A 24,078-nucleotide genomic window follows, 5' to 3' on the forward strand; every position below is an offset into this window, starting at 1 on the left:
AGGACCTGAGCCCCCTCACCCGATTTGCGCTCGACGATGCTACGCATCGCGAGATGCAAATCGACCTCTCCCCGATGGGGAGAGGTGAAGAAGTCTCGGACATCCACGCTCAATGGATCATCTCCGAATGCTAGACGAACCCCAATCGCTCGATGACGGCAATGATCCAGAACGCGCCGGCCATCAACAGCGCCACGCCGACCGCGGCCGAGCCCATGTCCTTGACCCGCCCGATCTGCTTGTCGTGGTCCATGGTCAGGCGGTCGGCGAGCTTCTCGATCGCGGTGTTGAGCAGCTCGACGACGAGCACGAACGCAACGGCACAGACCAGCTCGACCGCGCGCATCGCAGTCGCACCGATAAACCAGGCGAGCGGCACCGACAGCAGGAGCGCAAAGATCTCCTCGCGGACGGCCTGCTCCGATCCGAACGCAAAGGCCAGCCCGTTACGGGAATTGATCGTGGCCTTCCAGATCCGCAGCAAGATTTTAGAGCCCCGCTGCGACCGGCATCGGCTGGGCTTTGCCGGCACGCTCCTGCTTGAGGAGTTCTGCGACCAGGAAAGCCATGTCGATGGATTGCTCGGCGTTGAGGCGGGGATCGCAGACCGTGTGGTAGCGATCGTTGAGATCCTCGTCCGTGATCGCGCGGGCGCCGCCGAGACATTCGGTGACGTCCTGGCCGGTCATCTCCAGATGCACGCCGCCGGCATGGGTGCCCTCGGCGGCATGGATCGCGAAGAACGACTTCACCTCGGACAGGATCCGGTCGAACGGGCGCGTCTTGTAGCCCGACGTCGAGGTGATGGTGTTGCCGTGCATGGGATCGCAGGACCAGACCACCACCCGGCCCTCGCGCTTCACGGCGCGGATCATGTTCGGCAGATGCTCGCCGATCTTGTCCGAGCCGAAGCGGCCGATCAGCGTCAGCCGACCGGGCTCGTTGTCGGGGTTGAGCACGTCGATCAGCTTCAACAGCTCGTCGGGCTTCAGCGACGGGCCGCATTTCAGCCCGATCGGGTTCTTGATGCCGCGGAAATATTCGACATGGCCGTGATCGAGCTGACGGGTGCGGTCGCCGATCCAGATCATGTGGCCCGAGGTCGCGTACCAGTCGCCGGTGGTGGAATCGACGCGGGTCATGGCCTGCTCGTAGCCGAGCAGCAGCGCCTCGTGGCTGGTGTAGAAATCGGTGGCGCGAAGCTCGGGATGGCTCTCGAGGTCAAGGCCACAGGCGCGCATGAAGTTGAGCGCGTCCGAGATGCGGTCGGCCAGCTCCTTGTACCTCCGGGACTGCGGAGAATCCTTGAGGAAGCCGAGCATCCATTGATGCACGCTGCCGAGATTGGCGAAGCCGCCGGTGGCGAACGCGCGCAGCAGGTTCAGCGTCGCGGCCGACTGGCGATAGGCCATCAGCTGGCGCTGCGGATCGGGGATGCGCGCTTCCCTGGTGAAGGCGATGTCGTTGACGATGTCGCCGCGATAGCTCGGCAGCTCGACGCCGTTCACCTTCTCGGTCGGCGAGGATCGCGGTTTTGCGAACTGGCCGGCGATGCGGCCGACCTTCACCACCGGCACCGCGCCGGCATAGGTCAGCACCACCGCCATCTGCAGCAGCACGCGGAAGAAATCGCGGATGTTGTTGGCGCCGTGCTCGGCGAAGCTCTCGGCGCAGTCGCCGCCCTGAAGCAGGAAGGCCTCGCCGGCCGCAACGCGGCCCAAGGCCTTCTTCAGATTGCGGGCCTCACCCGCGAACACCAGCGGCGGAAAGGTCGCAAGCTGCGCCTCGACGTCGGCCAAAGCCTTGGCGTCGGGATATTCGGGCACCTGTAGCACCGGCTTGCTGCGCCAGGACTCGGGCGTCCACCGCTCGGACATCGCAATCTCTCCGTGAAGCAAAAAGCACAACCTGATCTAGGGGTTGCGAGGGCCGCCTTATACACAGGCTGGCACGACATCGCCAGTTGTAAATCCACTTCGCACTGCAAACCCTTGCAGGGAAAGCCAAATTCGCATTTGCTGGGAAACAACGAAGAAACCGGCAGGATACCTTCTGCCCATGGACGCAGCACGGGACGACGTTTTCATCGACGAGATCAGCTTCCCGGCGACCGACGGGTATGCGCTCACCGGCACCCTGTTCCTGCCGCGGGGCGCCAAGCGCCATGCCGTGCTGATCAACTCGGCGACCGCCGTGCCGCGAAAGATCTATCGCGGCTTTGCCTCCTATCTCGCCCATCGCGGCTGTGCGGTCCTGACCTACGATTATCGCGGCATCGGCGATTCCCGGCTGCCGGCGATGGTGGGCTACAACCGGCCGAAATCCCTGGTCGGCTTCAAGGCCTCGATGTCGGACTGGGCCGCGCTCGACGTCACCGCCGCGGTGCGCTGGATGCGCGAGCGCTATCATGGGCTGCCCCTTGCCTATGTCGGCCATTCCTTCGGCGGCCAGGCGCTCGGCCTGATCGAAAACAACAGCGAAATTTCACGGGCCGCATTCGTGGCCTCGCAGGCCGCGACCTGGCGGCTGATGACCGCGCCGGAAAAATACCGTGTCTTCGCCTTCATGAATTTGGTCGGCGTGCCGCTCACCCACGCGCTCGGCTATGCGCCGGGCTGGGCGGGCGTCGGCGAGGATCTGCCCAAGGGCGTCTTCCTGCAATGGGCCGAGTGGGTTTCCAGCCCCCGCTATCTCTTCGATTCCAAGCTGCCCGCGCTGGACAATTTCACGAAGTTCAAAGGCGAGCTGCGGGCGCTGTGCTTCTCCGACGATCCCTGGGCGACGCGGCCGGCGGTCGAGCTGCTCGCGAGTGGATTCTCCGCGATCAAGCCGGAGGTGCTAACGGTGAGGCCGTCCGACGTCGGTGCCAAGGGAATCGGCCATTTCGGCTTCTTCCGCCCCGCGCACCGCGACACGCTGTGGCGCGGCCTTGCGGAATGGATTCAAGGCGAGTGAGCGGGCGTTAGCGGATGATGGTGGCCAGCGACGAGTAGCGCCTGTTCGGCTTTGCATCGCTCGGCGCAAACTGCGCGAACGCCTCGCTGACGCGAACCGCTGGCGGCGTGTCGCTCGCAAACCGAAACTCCTTCGGCCGCGGCGCATAGAAGCTGGCGCTATAATAGTTGTCGTCGAAGCGCGTTTCGCCGACGCCGAACAATGCGTCGCAGACGAGCAGGAGCGCGTAAACTCCCGCAACCGCCACGACGATCTCCCTGAAAATTGACATGATAATGCCCTGCCCTTTTGCGAGCAGGATGCAGGTCGGTTCCAAAGCTCTGGTTTAAGGCGCCGTGCTTCTTGCCGAGAGGGTTTGCGGCCGCTGAGCCGAATACAGACGATTTTATCGATCTCGAAAAAGGGCCCGCCTGACCGAACGATCAGGCGGGCTCAGGATTGGCCGCTCGGGAGGTGTTTGACGCGGCCGGGTTGCTCAGCCGTGGCCGGCCTCCTTGCGAGGGCCATTGTCGCTGAGACGATCGACCCAGGCGATGCCGATCGCCGAGATGATGAAGGTCAGGTGGATCAGCACCTGCCACATCACGCCGGTCTCGGTGAAATTACTGCGCGTGGTGCCGAGATTGCCGGCCTCGATGAAGGTCCTCAGCAACGAGATCGAGGAGATGCCGATGATCGCCATCGCGAGCTTGATCTTGAGCACGCTGGCGTTGACATGGCTGAGCCATTCGGGCTCGTCGGGATGGCCGGTCAGGTTCAGGCGCGACACGAAGGTCTCGTAGCCCCCGACGATCACCATGATCAGAAGGTTCGAGATCATCACGACGTCGATCAGCCCGAGCACGACGAGCATGATCTGCTGCTCGCTGGCGTCGAACGAGTGCGCCACCAGATGCCAGAGCTCTTTCAGGAACAGCAGCACATAGACGGCCTGCGCTACGATCAGGCCGACATAGAGCGGTACCTGCAGCCAACGCGAGCCAAAGATGAGCTGGGCAAACGGGCCGAGGCGCGGCGGAGTGGCCTGCGCCGAAGGTGCTTTGGGTTCGGACGTCATGAATTACTCCGGATTGCGGAAGGAGTCGTTGCCTCAAAGACTCGCGATGACAGGCGCAAGTTCGAGGGAGCCCCGATAGATCATCTCGAAGGCGACGTAAATGATGATGGCGAGACCGATATAGGCGATCCAGCGCTGCTTCTGCAGCACGCGGCCGAGCAGATCGGCGGCGACGCCCATCATCGCGACCGACAGCAACAGGCCGAAGGCGAGGATGTAGGGATGCTCGCGTGCGGCGCCCGCGACCGCGAGCACGTTGTCGAGCGACATCGACACGTCGGCTGCGACGATCTGCACCGCAGCCTGGCCGAAGGTCTTTCGCTGCACCGGCGCAGCATCCGTGCCGCCGCCATGGCTGAACGCCAGCTGCCTCGAATGCGCCGCCTGCTCGCGCAGTTCGCGCCACATCTTCCAGCACACCCAGAGCAGCAGCACGCCGCCGGCGAGCAGCAGGCCGATGACCTGCAGCAGCTGGGTCGCGATGCCGGCGAAGACGATTCGCAGTGCCGTGGCGGCAGCAATGCCGACGATGATGGCGCGGCGGCGCTGCTCGAGCGGCAGTCCCGCTGCGGCGAGGCCGATGACGACGGCATTGTCGCCGGCGAGAACGAGGTCGATCAGGACGACCTGAAGCAGCGCAGTCAGCGCGTCGGGCGTGATGAATTCAGTCATGTTTGATCATTTTTCGATGCAGACGGATCGAGCCAATGCGGCTTGCGGCGTTCGATCCAGTCGAAGACCTTGGAACGGGACGACCGCAGCGCAGGCACGTCCTCGGCGAGCAGCGCGAGGCCGAGCGGCAGCATCCAGATGCCGAGCACCGGCAGGATGGAGAGCACACCGCCGACCACCAAGAGCGTACCCGAGGGGATCCTCACCCAGCGGCTGGATGGCTTGAGCAGATAGGCGACGGTGTCGCCCATGCGCGGCGGCAGGCGGTGGACGAGCTTGTCGAGACGCGGGTCCCCGCCGGCCATCTGGCCGGTGCTGCCCTCGGTTTTCGTCGTCCGCTCGTCCGAAACTGCGCTCATGCTTACTCCTTCAAGGCGGCCTGCCGTGCGGCGCCCGCCGCAGTCGCCACGACCGGCTTCGCGCGCGGCAGCACCAGCGTCAGCAGGCGCAACAATTTGATCGCCTGCACTTCATGGGGATGGACGTCCTCGTCGGCGGCCGCGACCCGCTCCGACAGTTCCACCAGATGCGAGGACAACGGCATGTCCGCGACCGGCCGCAGCGTGTCGATCACGACATTGGCAAAATCCGGCTCCTCCAGCCGTTCGGCGAGGGCGTCGAACATCGCAAACAGCCGCTCGTCGTCGAGATGTGGCGCCAATCCGCGATCCCTGATGAATCGGATCACCTCGTCGCGCTCGACCGGCGAGACCTGCCGGTCGGCCACGGCGACGAGCGCGCCGGCAATCACCAGCGCGGCCGCAGCCTGCTCGTTCAGCGTGGATGGCTCCGCGATCTCGATCTCGATCTCGATGGGATTTGAATGCATGGCGTCAGTCATCGTTGCTCCTCAATATTGCGAAATGGCCGCACGGAGCTGCGATGGGGACGATGGGGTCGGAGAGAACATCGAAGGGCCCGACGATCGGCCGATCCATCGCATTCGCGCGGGACAGGTCATCCGACATCACGAGGTTTGCCGACATCGTCGGCGTCCTCGCCAGAGGGGCCCGGATTCTTGTTCGTGCCAGAGATAAAGGCGGCTCTGTCGGAATCAAGGCGGCAGGTCTGCGACCAGCCGCCGCATCGGTTCCACCGTTGCCGGGCGACTTGATCCAGCCTCGTGTTTGCGGCTCTGCGCTACCCCTCGGGAGCGCCGACCGTCGCCGGCCGGTCGTCTCGCAACGTCTAACAACCACTAACGGGCCAACCATCCGATTTGGGTGCAGATTACCCTGCGCACCCCGCCAGGTCGGGGGATATGCATCCACGATCGAGGAACCGATGGCGCGTCTGCTCTCCCTCAATGTCGGCTTGCCGCGCGACGTCGCCTGGCAAGGCAGGACCGTCCATACTGGAATCTGGAAGACCCCCGTCACGGGCGCGCGCCGGGCTCGCCGGCTCAACATCGACGGCGACGGCCAGGGTGATACGGCGGGTCACGGCGGCGAGCAGCGCGCCGTCTTCGTCTACCAGGACGAATCCTATCGATACTGGCAGAAACATCTCGGCCGGTCGGACCTCGTTCATGGTCAATTCGGCGAGAACTTCACCGTCGAGGGCCTGGCCGACGCCGTGGTCTGCATCGGTGATCGCTACAGGATCGGCACCGCCCTGTTCGAGGTCACGCAGCCGCGCGTCACCTGCTACCGGCTTGGCATTCGGATGGAAGAGCCGGATATGCCCGCGCTGCTCGTCAAGCACGGCCGGCCGGGCTTCTACTTCCGTGTCATCGAGGAGGGCGACGTCCAGGCCGGCGACGAGATCACGCAGGTTGAAAGCGGCGTTGAAGGCATGAGCGTAGCCGAGATCAATGCGCTGCTTTACTTGCCCCCGCATCCGCGCGAACGCCTCTCGCGCGCGCTGAAGATTCCGGCGCTGAGTCGCGGCTGGAATCACTCCTTTGCAGCGCTGCTCGCGCAGAAGGACAACCCCACCGCGGGAAACGCCGGGCTCGGCCCAGCCGCTGGCCCGTCGCCGGCCTGGCGCGGCTTCCGCCCCTTCCGTGTGACGCGCAAGATCACCGAAAGCGCCAGCGTGACCTCGCTGGTGCTCGAGCCCGCCGATGGACAGAAATTGGCAGCCGCCCTTCCCGGTCAGTTCGTCGTCGTGCGGCTGGGGCCATCCGCGATGACGCGCAGCTACTCGCTGTCGAGCCGTGCTGACGCGGCATCCTATCGCATCAGCATCAAGCGAGAGGCGCACGGCGCGGCGAGCATCTACGTCGCCGAGACGATCAAGGCCGGCGATATCGTGCCGCTCGGTGCGCCGCGCGGCAGTTTCACGCTCCACCGCGCTGAGCAGCCGGTGGTACTGCTGAGCGCGGGCATCGGCGTGACGCCGGTGCTCGCCATGCTGCACGCCCTCGCCGCGGAACGCACGACGCGGGACGTCTGGTGGCTGCATGGCACACGCAACGGCCGCGAGCATCCGTTCGCGGCCGAGGTGCGCGGGCTTCTTGCAGGATTGGCTCACCATCATAGTCATATCTGCTTCAGCGCACCCGATCCGGCCGACCGTGCAGGAGCCGACTTCGACAGCGAAGGTCGTCTGGATCGACAGCGGCTCCAGATGCTCGACGTTCCCAGGGATGGCCATTTCTATCTCTGCGGACCGGCGGCCTTCATGAGCGATCTCACCACCGGCCTCGCCGCGCTCGGTGTCGCACCCGATCGCATCCACACCGAGCTGTTCGGCAGCAAGCCCTCGCTGACACCGGGTATCGGCGCCGCGCCGAAGATGCCCGTACACAAGCCGCCGGGAGCACCGGGGCCAGGTCCGATGGTGACGTTCACCCGCAGCGGCCTCAACGTCTGCTGGGGCCCCTCCTATGCCAGCCTGCTCGAACTCGCCGAAGCCTGCGATGTCCCGGTGCGCTGGTCGTGCCGAACAGGGGTTTGCCACAATTGCGAGAGCGGGCTCGTCGCCGGAGAGGTCAGCTACGCGCCGGATCCGCTCGACCCGCCCGCGGAGGGGAATCTGCTGATCTGCTGCGCACGACCACAAGGCGATGTCGTGATCGATCTCTAGAGATCAAATCGGCGCAGGACACAGGAGACTTCGATGCGAACTGACATCATGCCGGGCGTGACCTTCCCGGATTACGAACTCAGCGATCACACCGCAAAGCACCGCAAGCTCTCGGAGCTGCAGGGGGACGATCCCATGATCGTCGTGCTCGGCCGCGGCGGGTTCTGCCCGAAGGATCGTCGCCAGACCGAAGGGCTGGTTCAGCTCCATCGCGAGATGGAGGTCGGCTATTGCCGGCTGGTCACGATCACCACCGACACCATCACCGAGACCAACGAATATCGCAGCGGCGCCGGCGCGCACTGGCCCTTCCTCTCGGACCCCAGGCGGATCGTCCAGAAGGACCTCGACATCGCCGAATACACCGACCCCGTCCACAATCCCATGATCCCGCATGTCATCGTGCTGGAGCCCCGCCTGGTCGTTCACAAGATTTACAACGGCTACTGGTTCTTCGGGCGTCCGACGGTCGAGGAATTGCGCCAGGACCTGAGGGCCGTCAGCATGAAGTGCCGGCCGGATTGGGACATCACCGCACCCGGATTCAAGGCGCTCTGGGACCAAGGCCGCAAGGAGCACTTTTATCCTTATGGCAAGACTTATCGCGAAACGCTCGGCGGCGAGGACTAGCGGCACCAGCGACCGGATCTCGCCGGGAACACAGCCCGGGCAGATTGGTTGGTGCCGTCAGGACACATCCCCGACAGGATTCCTCATGTGCCGCTGGATCGCATACCGGGGCGAGACGACGTCTTTCGAGCCCTATGTCACCGAGCCCGAGCATTCGCTGGTCGCGCAGAGCATCCGCTCGCTGCAATCCACGGCGGGCTCGAACGGCGACGGCTTTGGTCTCGGCTGGTACGGCGAACATCCGGAGCCCGGCCTCTATCGCGAGACGCGGCCGGCCTGGTCGGACGAAAACCTGCGCTATCTCTGCCGCCATCTGCGGTCGCATTTGTTCTTTGCCCATGTGCGCGCCGCCACCGGCACGGCGGTGACGCGGCAGAATTGCCATCCCTTTGCCTGCGGCCACTGGATGTTCATGCACAACGGATTCGTCGGCAGCTGGAATCGGCTGCGGCGCAAGGTCGAGGCGCTGATTCCCGATGCCTATTACCCTTCGCGCTTGGGCACGACCGACTCGGAAGCCGTGTTCCTGGCGATGATGGGCGCCGGTCTCGACGCGATCCGCTTGAAGCGACGCGGCGCGTGCTGCAAGCCCTCGTCGGTCTCGTCAATGAAGGACACTTGCGCGAACGGCTGCGCTTCACCAGTGCGATCGCCAACGGCCGGGATCTCTACGCCTTCCGCGTCGCGGTCAACGATGCCGCGAACACGCTCTACTTTCGGGAGGACGCCGGCCAGGTGGTCGTCGTGTCCGAGCCGTTCGACAAGGAAGAGAACTGGACCGAAGTGCCGCCCAATCACGCATTGATCGCGCGCGCGTCAGAAAACGTGAAAATTGTTCCGTTCGACGCGACAATTTGCAGTAGCAACGAACGGGAACCCGCCCCTGCCAGAAGGATTAGTGCCGGCAGGTGATTTCTGCCGGGTGGGACATGACCTTTGCTTCGGACGTCTTGAAACTGCTTCGCCTCGATTCCTCTGAAGACAAGCAGCATCTCGTCATTCGCTCCGCTGGCGGTGCCGGCAAGGCGGCCGAATATTCCTTCGGCATCGAGGAGGAATACTTCCTGGCTGACTCGCGCAGCTTCGAGGTCGCGATCGAGACCCCCAACGCGCTGTTCGAATCGGCGAGCTGGTCGACCGGCGGTCAGGCCATGCGCGAGATGCTGCAATCGCAGCTCGAGGTCGCCACCAACGTTCACGTCGACGTCAACGACGCCCGCGAAGAGCTTCGCTTCCTGCGGCGCGAGGTCGCGAACGTGGCCGCGCAATATGGTTTCGTGATCATGGCCTGCGGCACGCACCCGGCCGCGGTCTGGCGCATGTCGCAGCCGAGCCCGAAGCCGCGCTACGAGGAGATGATCGAGGACCTGCGCAGCATCGGCCATCGCAACATGATGTGCGGCATGCACGTGCATGTCCAGTTGCCCGATCCTGAGAAGCGCATGGCGGTGATGCGGGCGATGCTGCCGCATCTGCCGCTGTTCATCGCGCTGTCGACGTCCTCTCCGTTCTGGAATTCGCACAAGACCGGATTGAAGGGTTACCGGCTCGCCGCCTATTCCGAGCTGCCGCGCACCGGCCTGCCCGAACTGTTCGAGAGCCGGCGGGACTACGACGAATATGTCGGCGCCCTGCAGCGCTCGGGCGTCATTCCCGACGAGAGCCACATCTGGTGGGCGATGCGCCCTTCGATGCGCCACCCGACGCTCGAGCTCCGAGCGCCCGACACCTGCACCTTCGTCGAGGACGCCGTTGCCATCGCCTCGCTCTATCGCTGCCTGACGCGGCACCTCTATCTCCGGCCTGATATGTCCAGGGCGGTTACGGCAGTCGAACGCGCAATTGCGGTGGAGAACAAATGGCGCGCCCAGCGCTACGGAACCGATTGTATCTTTGCCTCCAGAGACGGGCCGGTCACGATCTCGGAAATGCTCTCCCGAATCATCGATGACCTCGCCGAGGATGCGGACGCGCTGGGCTGCGCCGCCGAGATCGAGCATTGCCGCATCATTGTGGACCGGGGCAGCTCGGCCGAATTCCAGCTTCGCGCCTATCGCGACAACGGCAGCGACATCGCAGCCGTGTCACGATGGATTGCTACATCGACGATCTCGGGAACGAGTGCCCCGATCGGGCAGAGCGCTTCAGCGCCGTCATAGCGCCCGCGCAAGCTTCCCGAACGAGAACGTCATCTCCGAATTTTTCGCCGTAGGGGAATGCATGACTGACATCGCCTGGTGCGCAGGTTGCGGCCACAGCCTGGTCCCGATCCTGTCCGAAAACGGCCGCGCACGGCCGAGCTGCTTCTGGTGCGAGGGCCTCGACGCACGGGCCATGGAGATGGCAAAGTGGGCGGACAGCCCGGCCGGCAAGCCGGACCGGGCCGCGCGTCACGCCTTGGAGTGAGCCAGCCTCCGCGTCAAACCCGCGCCACCACGCGCGGGCGGAACACGGACTCGGCGGTCGGGGCAAGCGCCGCGACCGGCTTTCGCGTCGGCCGGCGCCGCGGGATGAAGAAGCTGTTCACGATGATCGGCTCCTGATCGCCGAGCGCGATCCGCTCCTTCGCGAGCAGGCTCATGACCGAACGCATCTTCATGACCTCCTGCGCAACAAAGCTGCAATCCTCACCGCGATCGATCTGCTCATGCATGATCGCCTCGGCTTCGCGCATGCTGACGCGGAGCGCTCTGATGGTCTTACGAATTTCGTTGATGCGGTTGTCCATGGCTGCCTCCATCTCGGTCGCACAGCATAAGAACAAAACATGAACAATCTGTCAATCGCCGCCTGTCCGATCGCGATGTTATCGCCGAGCGCAAGGGCAGCATCGCGCCGAACCCGGCAACAGCGCTGCACGCGCCTGATGAGACTTGCTGATAAATTGGACAGGTCTCGTCGCCGGCCTGGAAGGAGACGCCCCTCGCGCGGCGTCTCACGGTCAGAACGAGCGGTCGACTAACGTCCCGTGCAACCTCCGGATTTTTCCCGCAACGGTGCGTCCGCATCACGCCGCGGGCTCGCCTTCTGCTTTGCAAACCAACTGGCCCAAAATTCGCAATGACGTTGTCAACGAAGCAACGGCGCAGAGCGGAGAACGTCATGAACGTGCATGCTGCGGGCGATCTCAAGACGACCGGCCTCACCCATCCGAACGGCGCGCCGCTCCGCCTCAACACGCAAGACTTCGTCGCCATCGACCGCGACCGGAATGCGAAGTTCGAGGCGACCTATCGTCCGCAAGCGCTCTACAACCGCGCCAACGAAGGGTTTCACGCCAACAACGAAGCCTTCCTGCTGCACGAAGTCGCGACGAACTTGCCGATCTACCGTCCCGACACCGGTCCCACCGACTTTCATCTGCATCTTCCGCCGGGCGGCTTTCAGCTGGTGCTGGTCACCTCGGGCGCCTTCACCTTCGACTATGATGGCCGCTGGTACAACGTTGGCCCCGGCGCGGTGATGCTGCAAAGCGCGATCGTGCACCGCCAGCTGTTCTACACATGGTCGGGCCTATCGACCGAAGAGAATCTGAAGACGCCGCAGACGGTGGTGCCGGATCCGATCTCGATGGGCTATTCCGGCAAATTCCTCGAAGCCTTCATCACCGATCCCACCACCTTTCCGAACCCGACCATCGTCGGTCCCGCGCAGATCAACGAGGACGAAACCCCGCGCGTGGCCTGGAGCCATCCGCTGCATGACCGCCCGGCCGATGCCGGCTTCTGGCTTCAGGATCCCCTGTCGCTGGACGCGCTGTTCAAGCCGCTCACCGATGGTTCGGTCAAATCGGCAGAGCCCGTTTACGTGCGCGACATCGGCATCGAGATTCCGAGCGGGCATCTCGTCACCGGCCACATCATCGCGACCGACCCGCATGGCCACGCGCTCCTGCCGAAGAGCACGTCGAGCGCCGCGGACCCGACCTGCTTTGCCAAGGGCGACGTCGTGATCTACCGCGTCATTCGCGGCACTGCCGAATTCAAACGAAAGGCCGGTGAGAGCTTCGAGCTTTCCGCCGGCGATGTCGTGACGGCGGGCAAGGAGTCGATCAGCCTCATTGGCGTCAGTGAAAACACCCAGGTCCTCCGCCTCGGCCTGCTCAAGGGCATGAACGAGCTGCGCAGCTGGACGCCGACGCAGCGTGACGAGATCGACGGACTCGCCGGCCAGATCATCACGCAGAAGGAGCTTCGTCCGCTGCGCACCGAAGGCAGGCCGGTGGGATATCTGTACGCTTAGGAGGCGCCCTATTCCGCCGCCTGGCGCACGTGCCGCGCGGTCGGCGTGCGCATGGTGACGAGCTCTTCCGCCGCCGTTGGATGCAGCGCGATCGTCGCGTCGAAATCGGCCTTGGTCGCCTTCATCTTCACCGCGATCGCGACTGCTTGCGTGATCTCGGCAGCGGCGTCGCCGACGATGTGGCAGCCGAGCACGCGATCGGTCGTGCCGTCGACCACAAGCTTCATCAGCACGCGCGTATCGCGGCCGGACATCGTCGCCTTGATCGGACGGAACGTCGTCTTGTAGATGTCGACATGGCTGAACTGGGCGCGCGCCTCGGTTTCCGTCAAGCCGACCGTGCCGACCTCCGGCTGCGAGAACACCGCGGTCGGGATGTTGGTGTGATCAACCGTCACCTCGCGCTTGCCGAACACGGTGTCGGCGAAGGCGTGCCCCTCGCGGATGGCGACCGGGGTCAGGTTGAAACGATGGGTGACATCGCCGATCGCGTAGATGCTCTCGACCGAGCTCCTGGAGAACTGATCGACCGCGATGCCGCCGTTCTTGGGGTTGATGGCAACGCCGGCCTTCTCCAGCCCGAGATTGGCCACCGCCGGATGCCGGCCGATCGCGAACATCACCTGGTCGGAGGCGAGGCTCGATCCGTTCGACAGATGCGTGGTGAACTCCTCGCCGTGCCGATCGACCTTCGCCACCGTGCAGCCGGTGAGAATGGTGATGCCCTGCTTCTCCATCTCGGCTCGGACGTGGGCCCGGACGTCCTCGTCGAAACCGCGAAGGATGTTGTCGCCGCGATAGATCACGGTGACGTCGGAGCCGAAGCCGGCGAAGATGCCGGCGAATTCCAGCGCGATGTAGCCGCCGCCCTGGATCACGATCCGCCTCGGCAGCTTCTTGAGGTGAAATGCCTCGTTGGACGAGATCACGTGCTCGATGCCGGGAATCGCCGCGCCATGATTGGGCGCGCCGCCGGTGGCGATCAGGATGTATCTTGCGGTAATCTTCTTGTCGTTCTCGAGCAGACGGACAGTGTGCTTGTCCTCGAGCACCGCGCGGCTCTTGACGATCTGCGCGCCCGACTTCTCGACGTTTGCGGTATAAGCCGCCTCCAGCCGCGCGATCTCCTTGTCCTTGTTGGCGATCAGCGTCGGCCAGTCGAAGGTCGCAGGCGGCACGGTCCAGCCGAAGCCTGCGGCGTCCTCGAGCTCCTGACGGACATGCGAGCCGATCACGAGCAGCTTCTTCGGCACGCAGCCGCGGATCACGCAGGTCCCGCCCATGCGGTACTCTTCCGCGATCATCACGCGGGCGCCGTGACCGGCCGCGATGCGGGCGGCACGCACGCCGCCCGAACCACCACCGATGACGAAGAGGTCGACGTCGAATTCAGCCATTGTCCACTCCGACCTCCGTCAGGAACCCCCTGTCAGATAGTGTCTGTCAGATTTCCTTGCCACGCTTGCGCATCTCGGCGCGGAAGGCTCCCATCACGGTCTCGGAGAAGTTCTGGGCCCAGGAGTTCATGAAGGCCATGCTGAGCCCGATGGCGCGCGGCTCGGCCTCGATCAGCTTCTTGCCCAGCGGCGACTTGTAAAAGGTGACGAGATCCTTCAGCTCCTGCTCGGTGAACTCGCTGGCATAGATTTGCGCCATGCCTTCGCCGATCTCGTTCTGGCGGCCGGCGAGCTGCTGGGCCACGACTGTCGCGACCTCGTTGAGGTCCTTCTGGTAGTTGAGGTTCTGCTGGATCAGCGCGATCTTGGTCTTCTCGACGAGGCCGGGCACGGCGCCCGTATACATCGCGTTGGCGTTCTTGATCTGCAGGATCTCCTTGGCTGCGGCAATCGCTGCGGGCGAGGCCTTCGGCTGCGCCGGCGCCGCGGGAGCCTTCTGGGCCGGCTGCTGCGCCACGGCCGGGACGGCCGCAACAGCCAATCCCGCAGCGAGGGTCGCGGCCGGCAAGAATTTCAAAACGCTCTTCATTCCTAGTCTCCTTTCGGCTTGCGCCGTTCAATCACGCGGATTCCCCCGCCACCCGCCAGAACGGCAGAGCTGGCCAAGCCGATGAACAGCCCGTGCTCGACCACGCCCGGAATCGCGCTCAACGCCTTGGCGAGACCGGCTGGATCCTGGATCCGTCCGAGCTGGGCATCGACGATCCAGTGGCCGCCGTCGGTGACGAAAACGTGGCCGTCCTTGGCCTTGCGGACCGCCATTTGCCCGGAAACGCCGCATTCGGCAAATGCCTTCTCGATCGCGCGGCGCGTGGCGCCAAGCCCGAACGGAATGACCTCGACCGGCAGCGGAAACTTGCCGAGGGTCGGCACCCATTTGGTGTCGTCGGCAATCACGATCATGCGATCCGAAGCCGCCGCCACGATCTTCTCGCGCAAGAGCGCGCCGCCGCCGCCCTTGATCAGGTTGAGCTCGGGATCGATCTCGTCGGCGCCGTCGACCGTAATGTCGAGATGGTCGATCTCATCGAGCGTGGTCAACGGCACGCCGCAGCGCTCCGCGTCGGCCTGCGTCGCCTCGGAGGTCGGCACGCCGATCACCTTGAGCCCGGCGGCGACGCGCTCCCCGAGCAGCTCGACGAAATGCTTGGCGGTCGAGCCGGTGCCGAGCCCGAGCTGCATGCCGTCCCGCACCTCCTCGAGCGCGCGCGCGGCCGCCTGCCGCTTCAACTGGTCCATGTTCACGTCTGCGCCCGCCTCTGAATCCCGGAGATGTGCCGCCAATGGCGGCCGCTTTCGGCGGCCTATGTAGCCTCGTTTGCCGCGCGGGAACAGACCTATAAGGTGATCTTATGGGCCTGCCCCTTGCGTGGAAACGACCGGGCCGGTAGCGCTGGGATCATGACCTCCCTTCACACCATCGTCTTCGATCTCGACGGCACGCTTGTGGATACGGCGCCCGACCTGATCACCGCGCTCAATTACGTGCTCGACCGCGAAGGCCTGCCGCCGGTGCCGATGGCCTCGGCCCGCAACATGATCGGCGCCGGCGCCCGCAAGCTGATCGAGCGGGGGCTGGAAGCGGAGGGCCGCACCGTCACCCCTGCCGACATGGACCGCATGACCGCAGATTTCATCGCCTATTATGCCGACCATATCGCGGTCGAATCCCGCCCCTTCGAGGGGCTCGAAGCCGCGCTCGACCAGTTCTCGGCGCAAGGCCATCGCCTCGCGGTCTGCACCAACAAGCTGGAATGGCTGTCCAAGCGCCTGCTGGACCAGCTCGACCTCAGCCGCCGGTTCGCGGCGATCTGCGGCGCCGATACCTTCGGCGTCCAGAAGCCCGATCCGACCATTTTCCGGGAAACCGTGGCGCGGGCCGGCGGAGAGGTCAAAGCCAGCATCATGGTCGGCGATGCCGGAACCGATGTCGGCGTCGCCCGCCGGGCCGGGGTGCCGGTGATCGGGGTCAGCTTCGGCTATACGGACGTGCCGATCGCCGAGCTGAAGCCGGACCGGCTGATCCATCACATGCGCGACCTGCCGGCCGCCGCCAGCAGCCTGATGACGGCATAGCGCCGTCAAGCCATTCAAACTACTATACTTTTCCGCAGCGCCCTCCGCATTAACCATTCATTAACTATGCGTGCCCCGCCGGTTGCCTGCCCCCAGCGACGCTCCTAAGGTCCGTGTGGGGTTATGTGGCGGTTCGTCGCAGTTGAAGTGGATGGGTCATGCGTGGTTTTAGCGCGGTTGTGTTAGTGGGAGCGAGCGTCCTGGGAGCGGCAAGCCTTGGCGGCTGCTCCTCGATGTCCTGGGACACGTTCAAATCGGCGCCGCCGACCGTCCAGGTCCGGCTCGAATCCAATCCCCCGGGCGCCGACGCCACGACCTCGCTCGGCCCGGGCTGCAAGACGCCCTGCTCCGTCTCGGTTCCCGCCCCTGACGCCCCCTTCACGGTCGCTTTCGCGCTGCCGAAGTACCAGCCGGCAAGTGTCCCGGTGAACGTGATCAAGACTCCCGGCGATTTCACAACGCCCGCCTCGGTCACCACGGACCCGAATCCGGTCTTTGCGGAACTTCAGCCGGCGACCCCGGCCAAGCCGGTTCGCAAGCCGCACCGGCCCCGCAAGCCTAGGCCGGCCGCGGCGGCACCTGCCGCCGCACCGGCTGAGGCGGCACCGACCGCGGCCTCGCCGTTCCCCGATCCGAATGCCGGCAGGCGCTGAACTTACGTATACCCCCCGATTGTCCTCGTCGCGTCCGATGCTTAGATTGCGTCCCCGAGCACCGCTGAAGCAAAGGTGCGCCCGTCGCCGTAAGTGACAAGGCCTCTTCCATGAACGGATTCGCCGCGCTGTCGACCCCCATGACCGATCCGTTCGGGCGGACCATCAGCTATTTGCGGGTTTCCGTCACCGACCGCTGCGACCTGCGCTGCTTCTACTGCATGTCGGAAGACATGACGTTCCTGCCCAAGGCCGACCTGTTGACGCTGGAGGAGCTCGACCGGCTCTGCTCGGCCTTCATCGCCAAGGGAGTCAAGAAGCTGCGGCTCACCGGCGGCGAGCCGCTGGTCCGGCGCAACGTGATGACGCTGGTCCGCTCGCTGTCGCGGCATCTGTCGAGCGGCGCGCTCAATGAGCTGACGCTGACCACCAATGGCACCCAGCTGGCGAAATACGCCAGCGAGCTTGCCGATTGCGGGGTCCGCCGCATCAACGTCTCGCTCGACACGCTCGATCCCAAGAAGTTTCGCGAGATCACCCGCTGGGGCGAGATCGACAAGGTGCTGGAAGGCATCGAGGCCGCGCGCGCCGCGGGACTTGCCGTGAAGATCAACGCGGTGGCGCTGAAGAATCTCAACGAGGATGAGCTTCCTGACCTGATGCGCTGGGCCCACGGCAAGGGCATGGGCCTGACGCTGATCGAGGTCATGCCGATGGGCGAGATCGGCTCGGGACGGATCGACCAATATCTGCCGCTCTCGCTGGTGCGTGCGCGCCTCGCCCAGCAATTCACGCTGACGGATCTGGCCGAGAGCACCGGAGGCCCCGCCCGCTATGTCAGCGTCGCCGAGACCGGCGGCAAGCTCGGCTTCATCACGCCGATGACGCATAATTTCTGCGAATCCTGCAACCGGGTTCGCATTACCTGCACGGGAACGCTGCACACCTGCCTCGGCCACGAGGATGCTTCGGACTTGCGCAAACCTCTGCGTGCATCTGACGACGACATGCTGCTTGCGGATGCGATCGACCGCGCCATCGGCCTCAAGCCCAAGGGCCACGATTTCATCATCGACCGCCGCCACGACCGTCCCAGCGTGTCCAGGCACATGAGCGTCACGGGCGGCTGAGACCGTCGGACTACGGTCTTATTCCCCTTAACTATCAACAAACTTCCGATTGACTGGCGCCACGCCCGCTGATTTGGTGCGGCTGCCTCATGCCTGCGCGGCGAGATAAGCCACGCGCCCGCTCGGCGCAGTCAAGACGGCCGGGGCACATCGGGGAGGACCTATCGTTGCAAGCGCTCTTGAAGCTGAGCCAAGGGATCGACGCGTTCACACGCTGGACGGGCAAACGCCTGGCTTGGCTGATCCTGGCCGCCGTCGTCATTTCCGCGGTCAATGCGATCATCCGCAAGACCTTCGACACCTCCTCCAACTCGTGGCTCGAGCTGCAATGGGTGCTGTTCAGCATCGTGTTCCTGCTGTGCTCGCCCTGGACGCTGCTCGACAACGAGCACATCCGCATCGATATCGTGAACAACGCCCTGCCGAAGACGGTTCGCAACGTGATCGACGTGATCGGTCACCTGTTCTTCCTCATCCCGCTGTGCATCGTCATGATCATCACGGGCGTGCCGTTCTTCCAGCGCTCCTTCCACATCAACGAGCAATCCGGCAATGCCGGAGGCCTGCCGCAATGGCCAGCCAAAGCCCTGATCATGATCGGGTTCGCTCTGCTGCTCGTTCAAGGCATCTCCGAGCTGATCAAGCGGATTGGGGTCATGCGCGGATTGATGCCGGATCCGCATGAATCCCAGGTGTCCGCGCTCGAGGCGGAAGTCGAGCACCTCGTCGAAGCGATCGAGAAGAAGTAGCCGTTGGCGACGGTTTAGGGGGAATCATGACCGCGTTTATCATCGCCAATATGGCGCCCATCATGTTCGCGTCACTGGTGGTCGTGCTGCTGCTCGGCTATCCCGCGGCATTCTCGCTCGGCGCTGTCGGCCTGTTCTACGCCATCATCGGCGTCGAGCTCGGCCAATTTCACCCCGACTTCCTCCAGGCGCTGCCGGAGCGGGTCTACGGCGTGATGAACAACGACACGCTGCTTGCCATTCCCTTCTTCACCTTCATGGGGCTGGTGCTGGAGCGATCGGGCATGGCCGAGGACCTGCTCGACACCATCGGCCAGTTGTTCGGGACCATCCGCGGCGGCCTTGCCTATGCCGTGATCTTCGTCGGCGCGCTGCTTGCCGCGACGACCGGCGTGGTCGCAGCCTCCGTGATCTCGATGGGCCTGATCTCGCTGCCGATCATGCTGCGCTACGGCTATGACCGCCGCGTGGCATCGGGCGTCATCGCCGCATCCGGCACGCTCGCGCAGATCATTCCGCCCTCGCTCGTCCTAATCGTGATGGCCGACCAGCTCGGCAAATCCGTCGGCGACATGTACGAGGGCGCCTTCATTCCGGGCCTCGTGCTCGCCGGCCTCTACGCCGCCTACGCCTTCCTCGTCAGCATGATCTTCCCGGCGGCGACGCCCGGCCTGCCGAAGGAGGCCATCGGCTTCCGCGAAGACAGCGGCAGCCGCGGCCTGGCCTCGCTCGGCGTGCTGTTCCTCGCCAGCTGCGTGTTCGGCTGGTTCATGATGCGCAATTCGAGCGTTCATGGCGCCGATTACGTCGTGCTCAGCATGTTCTACGGCATCATCTTCGCCTTCGTTGTCGCCGTGCTGAACTGGGTCATCGACAAGCTCACCGGCTTCCGCTTCCTGTCCAAGATGGCGCAGCAGACCACTTTCGTCATGGTGCCGCCGCTGTTCCTGATCTTCCTGGTGCTCGGCACGATCTTCATCGGCATCGCGACGCCCACCGAAGGTGGCGCGATGGGTGCCGCCGGCGCCCTCATCCTCGGAGCCGCGAAGCGGCGGCTGAGCTGGGATCTGATCCGGCAAGCCACCGAATCCACCGCCAAGCTGTCGGCCTTCGTCGTGTTCATCCTGGTCGGCGCCCGCGTGTTCTCGCTGACCTTCTACGGCGTCAACGGCCACGTCTGGGTCGAGCACCTTCTCACGTCGCTTCCCGGCGGCCAGATCGGCTTCCTGGTCTTCGTCAACGCGTTCGTGTTCGTGCTGGCCTTCTTCCTCGACTTCTTCGAGCTGGCCTTCATCGTCATCCCGCTGCTCGGACCTGCGGCGGAGCATCTCGGCATCGACCTGATCTGGTTCGGCGTGATCCTCGGCGTCAACATGCAGACCTCGTTCATGCATCCGCCGTTCGGCTTCGCCCTGTTCTATCTCCGGTCGGTCGCGCCGAAGGAACGCTACACCGATCGCGTCACCGGCAAGCGGATGGAGCCCGTCACCACCGGCCAGATCTATTGGGGCGCGGTGCCGTTCGTCGTCATCCAGATCATCATGGTCGGCCTGGTGATCGCGTTCCCCGCGATGGTCATGCACTACAAGGGCGTGCAGTCGAACATCGATCCCAGCACCATCAAGATCGAGGTGCCGCAGATCGAGCTGCCGCCGCTGGATCTCGGACCGCCGTCGAAGTAGCGAGAACGACACGCGCCATCATGCGCCGCGCCCGCGGCGCATGAGGCGCGATCGCGGGGGCGTGACAAGCCGCGGAAACGCAGGCATACCGGGCCATCCTCAGCTCCGTGGATGGCCGCTCATGCCCCGACCGCACCCTGCTTCATCACTCATCGGCCCGTTGATCGCCTCGCTCTGGCTGGCCTGCGCCGCAACGATGGTGCACGCCGAGCCGATCGCCGACGTCCAAATGCTGGCGCAAAAGGAGCAGCAGCCGCTGCTCGACACGCTGCGCGATCTCGTCAACATCGAATCCGGCAGCAGGGACATCGAAGGTCTGAACCAGATCGCCGAGCGCGTTGCCGGTCAGCTCAAGCAGCTCGGCGGCACGGTAGAGATCCTGCAACCGACCGACATCTATCGCCTCGACGATACCCCTGAGAAGATCGGGCCCGCCGTCCACGCCGTGTTCAAGGGCACGGGAGCCAAGAAGATCATGCTGATCGCCCACATGGATACGGTGTACCTGAAGGGCATGCTGAAGGACCAGCCGTTCCGCATCGACGGCGACAAGGCCTACGGTCTCGGGATTGCCGACGACAAGCAGGGCGTCGCGCTCATTCTCCATACCGTGGCGCTGCTGCAGAAGCTGAACTTCAGGGATTACGGCACGCTCACGGTGCTCACGAATGGCGACGAGGAGATCTCCTCGCCCGGTTGGCGCAGCACCATCACCCGCCTCGCCTCGGACGAGGACGTGGTGTTCTCGTTCGAAGGCGGCGGCACCGACGGCACGCTGCGCCTCGCCACCAGCGGCATCGGCTCGGCGTATCTCAGCGTACAGGGTAAGTCGTCACATGCCGGCGCAAGGCCCGAGGGCGGCGTGAATGCGCTGTACGAGCTCTCGCACCAGGTGCTGCAGATGAAGGACCTGTCCAAACCCGAGCGGGGCCTGAAGCTGAACTGGACCGTCTCCAAGTCCGGCACCAACCGCAATGTGATCCCTGCGGACGCTACCGCCCAGGCCGATGCGCGTGCGCTCAAGGTGTCCGATTTCGACGAGCTGGAGAAGGAGTTGCAGGACAAGATCAAGAATCGCCTGCTGCCCGGCTCCAAGGTCGACCTCAAGTTCGAGGTGCGTCGCCCGCCGCTCGAGGCCAACGAGGCCTCGCGCCGCGTTGCGGCCTACGGCAAGACGATCTACGGGGAGATCGGGCTGACCCTCAAGGTCGACGAGAAGGCGACCGGCGGCGGCACCGACGCCGCGTTTGCCGCGCTCAAGACCAGCGGGGCTGTGGTGGAAGGCATGGGCCTGTCAGGCTTCGGCGCGCACTCCAACGATGCCGAATATGTGCAGGTGGGCAGCATCGTGCCGCGGCTGTATCTGGCGACACGCATGATCATGGACCTGTCCACCGGCAAGCTGAAATAGCGGCGGGCTTTCTTCCTTCCCCCCTCATGTCCGCCGAAGCCTTGGCGAAGGCGGATGTGGGAGAAGGTGGCATAGGCGGCCTTCGGCCGCCGTTCTTAAGAACGCCGAAGCGCAGCTTCGGCTATGGCGCCGGATGAGGTGCTGTCTCAGCGCGCCCAACTGAAAGAGGGACGCGCGGAAAGAACCCCTCAGCCGTCTCGCCGCCAATGCGGCGAGCCATCCTCTCCCACAGGGGGCGAAGGTGCAGCGTCAATACGGCGCGAGCTTTGGCACACCGTCACCGCCTTCTCCGCCAGCCGAAAACGCAGCGTGAACTCGGCCCCGCCGCCCGGAAGATTCTCCACCGCCACCGTGGCCGCATGATCATCCGCCACGGCGCGCACGATCGAGAGTCCCAGTCCCGCACCATCGCTGCGCCGGCGATCGGCGCGCCAGAAGCGCTGGAAGATCAGCTCGCGCTCGGCCTCCGCGATTCCCGGGCCGGAATCGCGCACGCGCACCGACCCGTCCTCGCCCACCTCGACGTCGACGGTGGTGCCCTCCGCCGTGAACTTGATGGCGTTTTCGGCGAGGTTGAAGATCGCGCGCTGGAGCATCTCCGAATTGCCGTGGATCCTGACCGGCGCGTCGGCGCCGCGCAGCGCGATGTCCTTGTGCTGAGCGATCGCGAACGGGGCGATCGAGGCGACCACCTCGGCGCAAACGGCGCGCAGATCCGCGGTCTCGGCGGGATCGAGTACGAGGGTGTCGAGCTCGGCGATCTCCAGGAGCTGGGTGACGAGGCGGCTCATGGTTTCGATGTCGGCATGCAGGGCCTTCCGTGCCGCACGATCGTCAAGCGTCTCGATGCGCGTGCGCAGGATGGCGAGCGGCGTGCGCAGCTGGTGCGCGGCATCTGCCGTGAACTGCCGCTGCACCCGAAAGCCGCCTTCGAGGCGGTCGAGCGCCTGGTTGACGGCGGTGACGAGCGGCAGGATCTCGCGCGGGATCTGCTCCGTCGGCAGGCGGATGTCGGTGCGCGCCGGACCGATATTGCTGGCCTCCTGGGAAGCCTTCCACAGCGGCGCGATCGCACGGCGGAAGATGATGATGTCGGCGGCGAGCAGGATCAGGAGGCTCGGGATCGTGATCCATCCCACGCGGCGGAAGAAGTTGGAAACGATGTCGTCGATGATGACGTCGCGGTGCGCGAGGTCCTCGGCGACCTGGATGCGCACCGTCTTGCCGTCGATGTCGCGGGTGACCGTGGCGCCTGAAATGCTGTCCGATGCGCGCGGTGCAGTCGCGGCGGGGCGCCGGTGCGAGGAGAACAGCAAGCGGCCATCGGCGTCGCGAATGTCGTACTGATAGCGGCCATACGCATCCGAATAGAGGCCCTTGAGACTGTCCGGCAGATTGAACGTCAACAGGCCGTCCGGCTGCGCTACGATGCGCTCCGCCAGCGCTTCGGCCTGGGCGCGCATGGCATCGCGATGCAGCTGGTCGATCTCGGAATTGAGCAGCCAGAACAGCACCAGCGGCAGGAAGATCGCGACCACCGCGACGGCCAGGATGTGCAGGAACACGATGCGCCAGATCAGCGATTTGAACGTCGGCGACCTGCCATAGGACCCGATCCGGGCCACGCTATTTCTCCACGTCCATGAGATAGCCGACGCCGCGGATGGTGTGGATCACGACCTTGGCGCCGTGTTCTGCGAGCTGCTTGCGCAGCCGCGAGACATAGACTTCGACCGCGTTGGAGGCGACCTCGCCGTCCAGCCCGAAGATGTGATCCTCGACGTTCTTCTTCGGCACCACCCGCCCCTGGCGGCGCAGCAGGATCTCGAGCACCGAAGTCTCGCGCGCGGAGATGATCCGCGGCTGGTCGTCGACGAAGATCTGGCGGCTCTCGGTGTCGTAGACGAGGTTGGCGAGACTGAGCGAGCGGCCGAGCAATTGGCCCGGCCGGCGCAGGATCGCCTCCAGCCGCGCGACCAGCTCCTCCATCGCGAACGGCTTGACGAGATAGTCGTCGGCGCCGCTGCGCAGGCCGCTGACGCGGTCCTGCAGCCCGCCGCGTGCCGTCAGCACCAGCACGGGCAACGGCTCCATCTTGAGGCGTAGCTCGCGTAACACCGACAGGCCGTCCCCGTCGGGCAGCCCGAGGTCGAGGATCATCGCAGCATAGCTGACGCTGCTCACCGCCTCGCGCGCCTCGGCCGCACTGCCCACGATGTCGCTTTGATAGCCGGCCGCCGCCAGCCCGCCCGCGACCAGCCGCGACAGCTCGGCATTGTCCTCGACGATCAAAAGGCGCATCGCATATCCGCCGGATCCTCAGGTCGCCGCACG

General features: G+C 64.9%; 25 protein-coding genes and 1 pseudogene. 13 read left to right on the top strand and 13 right to left on the bottom strand.

Features of this window, described 5'->3' with window-relative positions:
* Positions 1 to 130: 130 nt before the first annotated feature.
* Positions 131 to 484 (bottom strand): diacylglycerol kinase, encoded by a 354-nt coding sequence (locus tag P6U31_RS22685; protein WP_407183979.1) that lies wholly within the window; start codon positions 482 to 484, stop codon positions 131 to 133.
* Positions 485 to 488: 4 nt separating this feature from the next.
* A complete protein-coding gene (locus tag P6U31_RS22690) occupies positions 489 to 1,877 on the bottom strand; it encodes a class II 3-deoxy-7-phosphoheptulonate synthase (RefSeq protein WP_407183980.1) in 1,389 nt (462 codons plus the stop codon).
* Positions 1,878 to 2,058: 181 nt separating this feature from the next.
* Between P6U31_RS22690 and P6U31_RS22695 the strand changes: the two genes are divergently transcribed.
* Complete coding sequence (locus P6U31_RS22695; protein ID WP_407183982.1) at positions 2,059 to 2,955, top strand: alpha/beta fold hydrolase; 897 nt, start codon at positions 2,059 to 2,061, stop codon at positions 2,953 to 2,955.
* Positions 2,956 to 2,962: 7 nt separating this feature from the next.
* Here P6U31_RS22695 and P6U31_RS22700 read toward each other — a convergent pair whose 3' ends face one another.
* The 5 genes from P6U31_RS22700 to P6U31_RS22720 all read right to left on the bottom strand — a co-directional run bounded on the left by P6U31_RS22700 (position 2,963) and on the right by P6U31_RS22720 (position 5,525).
* Positions 2,963 to 3,226, bottom strand: coding sequence for a hypothetical protein (locus P6U31_RS22700; RefSeq protein ID WP_407183983.1), 264 nt, complete (start codon positions 3,224 to 3,226; stop codon positions 2,963 to 2,965).
* A gap of 204 nt (positions 3,227 to 3,430) precedes the next feature.
* Positions 3,431 to 4,012 (bottom strand): TIGR00645 family protein, encoded by a 582-nt coding sequence (locus P6U31_RS22705; RefSeq protein WP_407183984.1) that lies wholly within the window; start codon positions 4,010 to 4,012, stop codon positions 3,431 to 3,433.
* A 33-nt stretch (positions 4,013 to 4,045) separates the two neighbouring features.
* Entirely contained in the window at positions 4,046 to 4,684 is a 639-nt protein-coding gene (locus P6U31_RS22710; protein ID WP_407183985.1) for a TerC family protein, read from the bottom strand.
* Entirely contained in the window at positions 4,681 to 5,043 is a 363-nt protein-coding gene (locus tag P6U31_RS22715) for a hypothetical protein (RefSeq protein WP_407183986.1), read from the bottom strand. The genes P6U31_RS22710 and P6U31_RS22715 overlap by 4 nt, the downstream gene beginning before the upstream one ends.
* 2 nt (positions 5,044 to 5,045) lie before the next feature.
* Entirely contained in the window at positions 5,046 to 5,525 is a 480-nt protein-coding gene (locus P6U31_RS22720; protein WP_407183987.1) for a TerB family tellurite resistance protein, read from the bottom strand.
* A gap of 443 nt (positions 5,526 to 5,968) precedes the next feature.
* Here P6U31_RS22720 and P6U31_RS22725 point away from each other — a divergent pair, with 443 nt between their 5' ends.
* The 5 genes and pseudogenes from P6U31_RS22725 to P6U31_RS22745 all read left to right on the top strand — a co-directional run bounded on the left by P6U31_RS22725 (position 5,969) and on the right by P6U31_RS22745 (position 10,750).
* Entirely contained in the window at positions 5,969 to 7,714 is a 1,746-nt protein-coding gene (locus P6U31_RS22725) for an MOSC domain-containing protein (protein ID WP_407183988.1), read from the top strand.
* Between the two features lie 33 nt (positions 7,715 to 7,747).
* Positions 7,748 to 8,344, top strand: a complete 597-nt coding sequence (locus P6U31_RS22730; RefSeq protein ID WP_407183989.1) for a redoxin domain-containing protein — start codon at positions 7,748 to 7,750, stop codon at positions 8,342 to 8,344.
* Between the two features lie 85 nt (positions 8,345 to 8,429).
* Positions 8,430 to 9,256, top strand: a pseudogene (locus P6U31_RS22735) (class II glutamine amidotransferase).
* 17 nt (positions 9,257 to 9,273) lie between these two features.
* Entirely contained in the window at positions 9,274 to 10,503 is a 1,230-nt protein-coding gene (locus tag P6U31_RS22740) for a carboxylate-amine ligase (RefSeq protein ID WP_407183991.1), read from the top strand.
* 61 nt (positions 10,504 to 10,564) lie between these two features.
* Positions 10,565 to 10,750: a hypothetical protein gene (locus P6U31_RS22745; RefSeq protein ID WP_407183992.1), complete on the top strand. Its 186-nt coding sequence runs from the start codon at positions 10,565 to 10,567 to the stop codon at positions 10,748 to 10,750.
* Between the two features lie 13 nt (positions 10,751 to 10,763).
* Here P6U31_RS22745 and P6U31_RS22750 read toward each other — a convergent pair whose 3' ends face one another.
* Positions 10,764 to 11,072, bottom strand: a complete 309-nt coding sequence (locus P6U31_RS22750; RefSeq protein WP_407183993.1) for a hypothetical protein — start codon at positions 11,070 to 11,072, stop codon at positions 10,764 to 10,766.
* 374 nt (positions 11,073 to 11,446) lie between these two features.
* Between P6U31_RS22750 and P6U31_RS22755 the strand changes: the two genes are divergently transcribed.
* Positions 11,447 to 12,586 (top strand): hypothetical protein, encoded by a 1,140-nt coding sequence (locus P6U31_RS22755; RefSeq protein ID WP_407183994.1) that lies wholly within the window; start codon positions 11,447 to 11,449, stop codon positions 12,584 to 12,586.
* Positions 12,587 to 12,594: 8 nt separating this feature from the next.
* Here the strand turns inward: P6U31_RS22755 and gor are convergent, their stop codons facing one another.
* From gor to rpiA, 3 genes are read right to left on the bottom strand one after another with little or no spacing between them, the layout of a single operon-like run.
* Positions 12,595 to 13,983: a glutathione-disulfide reductase gene (gene gor / locus P6U31_RS22760; protein ID WP_407183995.1), complete on the bottom strand. Its 1,389-nt coding sequence runs from the start codon at positions 13,981 to 13,983 to the stop codon at positions 12,595 to 12,597.
* A 46-nt stretch (positions 13,984 to 14,029) separates the two neighbouring features.
* Positions 14,030 to 14,572 carry a DUF2059 domain-containing protein gene (locus P6U31_RS22765; RefSeq protein WP_407183997.1) on the bottom strand — a complete coding sequence of 181 codons (543 nt, stop codon included), beginning with the start codon at positions 14,570 to 14,572 and terminating at the stop codon, positions 14,030 to 14,032.
* A 2-nt stretch (positions 14,573 to 14,574) separates the two neighbouring features.
* Positions 14,575 to 15,288 carry a ribose-5-phosphate isomerase RpiA gene (gene rpiA, locus P6U31_RS22770; RefSeq protein WP_407183998.1) on the bottom strand — a complete coding sequence of 238 codons (714 nt, stop codon included), beginning with the start codon at positions 15,286 to 15,288 and terminating at the stop codon, positions 14,575 to 14,577.
* 156 nt (positions 15,289 to 15,444) lie between these two features.
* Between rpiA and P6U31_RS22775 the strand changes: the two genes are divergently transcribed.
* From P6U31_RS22775 to P6U31_RS22800, 6 genes are all read left to right on the top strand, one after another.
* The gene (locus P6U31_RS22775) at positions 15,445 to 16,119 is read left to right on the top strand and encodes an HAD family hydrolase (protein WP_407183999.1); all 675 of its coding nucleotides are present in this window, start codon (positions 15,445 to 15,447) and stop codon (positions 16,117 to 16,119) included.
* A gap of 233 nt (positions 16,120 to 16,352) precedes the next feature.
* The gene (locus P6U31_RS22780) at positions 16,353 to 16,772 is read left to right on the top strand and encodes a hypothetical protein (protein WP_407184000.1); all 420 of its coding nucleotides are present in this window, start codon (positions 16,353 to 16,355) and stop codon (positions 16,770 to 16,772) included.
* Positions 16,773 to 16,882: 110 nt separating this feature from the next.
* Positions 16,883 to 17,902, top strand: coding sequence for a GTP 3',8-cyclase MoaA (gene moaA / locus P6U31_RS22785; RefSeq protein WP_407184002.1), 1,020 nt, complete (start codon positions 16,883 to 16,885; stop codon positions 17,900 to 17,902).
* A 167-nt stretch (positions 17,903 to 18,069) separates the two neighbouring features.
* Entirely contained in the window at positions 18,070 to 18,651 is a 582-nt protein-coding gene (locus P6U31_RS22790) for a TRAP transporter small permease subunit (RefSeq protein ID WP_407184003.1), read from the top strand.
* 26 nt (positions 18,652 to 18,677) lie between these two features.
* Positions 18,678 to 20,333 carry a TRAP transporter large permease subunit gene (locus P6U31_RS22795; RefSeq protein ID WP_407184004.1) on the top strand — a complete coding sequence of 552 codons (1,656 nt, stop codon included), beginning with the start codon at positions 18,678 to 18,680 and terminating at the stop codon, positions 20,331 to 20,333.
* A 121-nt stretch (positions 20,334 to 20,454) separates the two neighbouring features.
* Positions 20,455 to 21,744, top strand: coding sequence for a M20/M25/M40 family metallo-hydrolase (locus P6U31_RS22800; RefSeq protein ID WP_407184006.1), 1,290 nt, complete (start codon positions 20,455 to 20,457; stop codon positions 21,742 to 21,744).
* A gap of 188 nt (positions 21,745 to 21,932) precedes the next feature.
* On the opposite strand, the gene P6U31_RS22805 is transcribed toward P6U31_RS22800, so the two are convergent.
* Together P6U31_RS22805 and P6U31_RS22810 are read right to left on the bottom strand one after the other, a co-directional pair.
* Complete coding sequence (locus P6U31_RS22805; RefSeq protein ID WP_407184007.1) at positions 21,933 to 23,369, bottom strand: ATP-binding protein; 1,437 nt, start codon at positions 23,367 to 23,369, stop codon at positions 21,933 to 21,935.
* A 1-nt stretch (position 23,370) separates the two neighbouring features.
* Entirely contained in the window at positions 23,371 to 24,045 is a 675-nt protein-coding gene (locus P6U31_RS22810) for a response regulator transcription factor (RefSeq protein ID WP_128924966.1), read from the bottom strand.
* Positions 24,046 to 24,078 lie beyond the last annotated feature (33 nt).

It is taken from the genome of Bradyrhizobium centrosematis (assembly GCF_045571495.1).
Lineage (GTDB): Bacteria > Pseudomonadota > Alphaproteobacteria > Rhizobiales > Xanthobacteraceae > Bradyrhizobium > Bradyrhizobium centrosematis.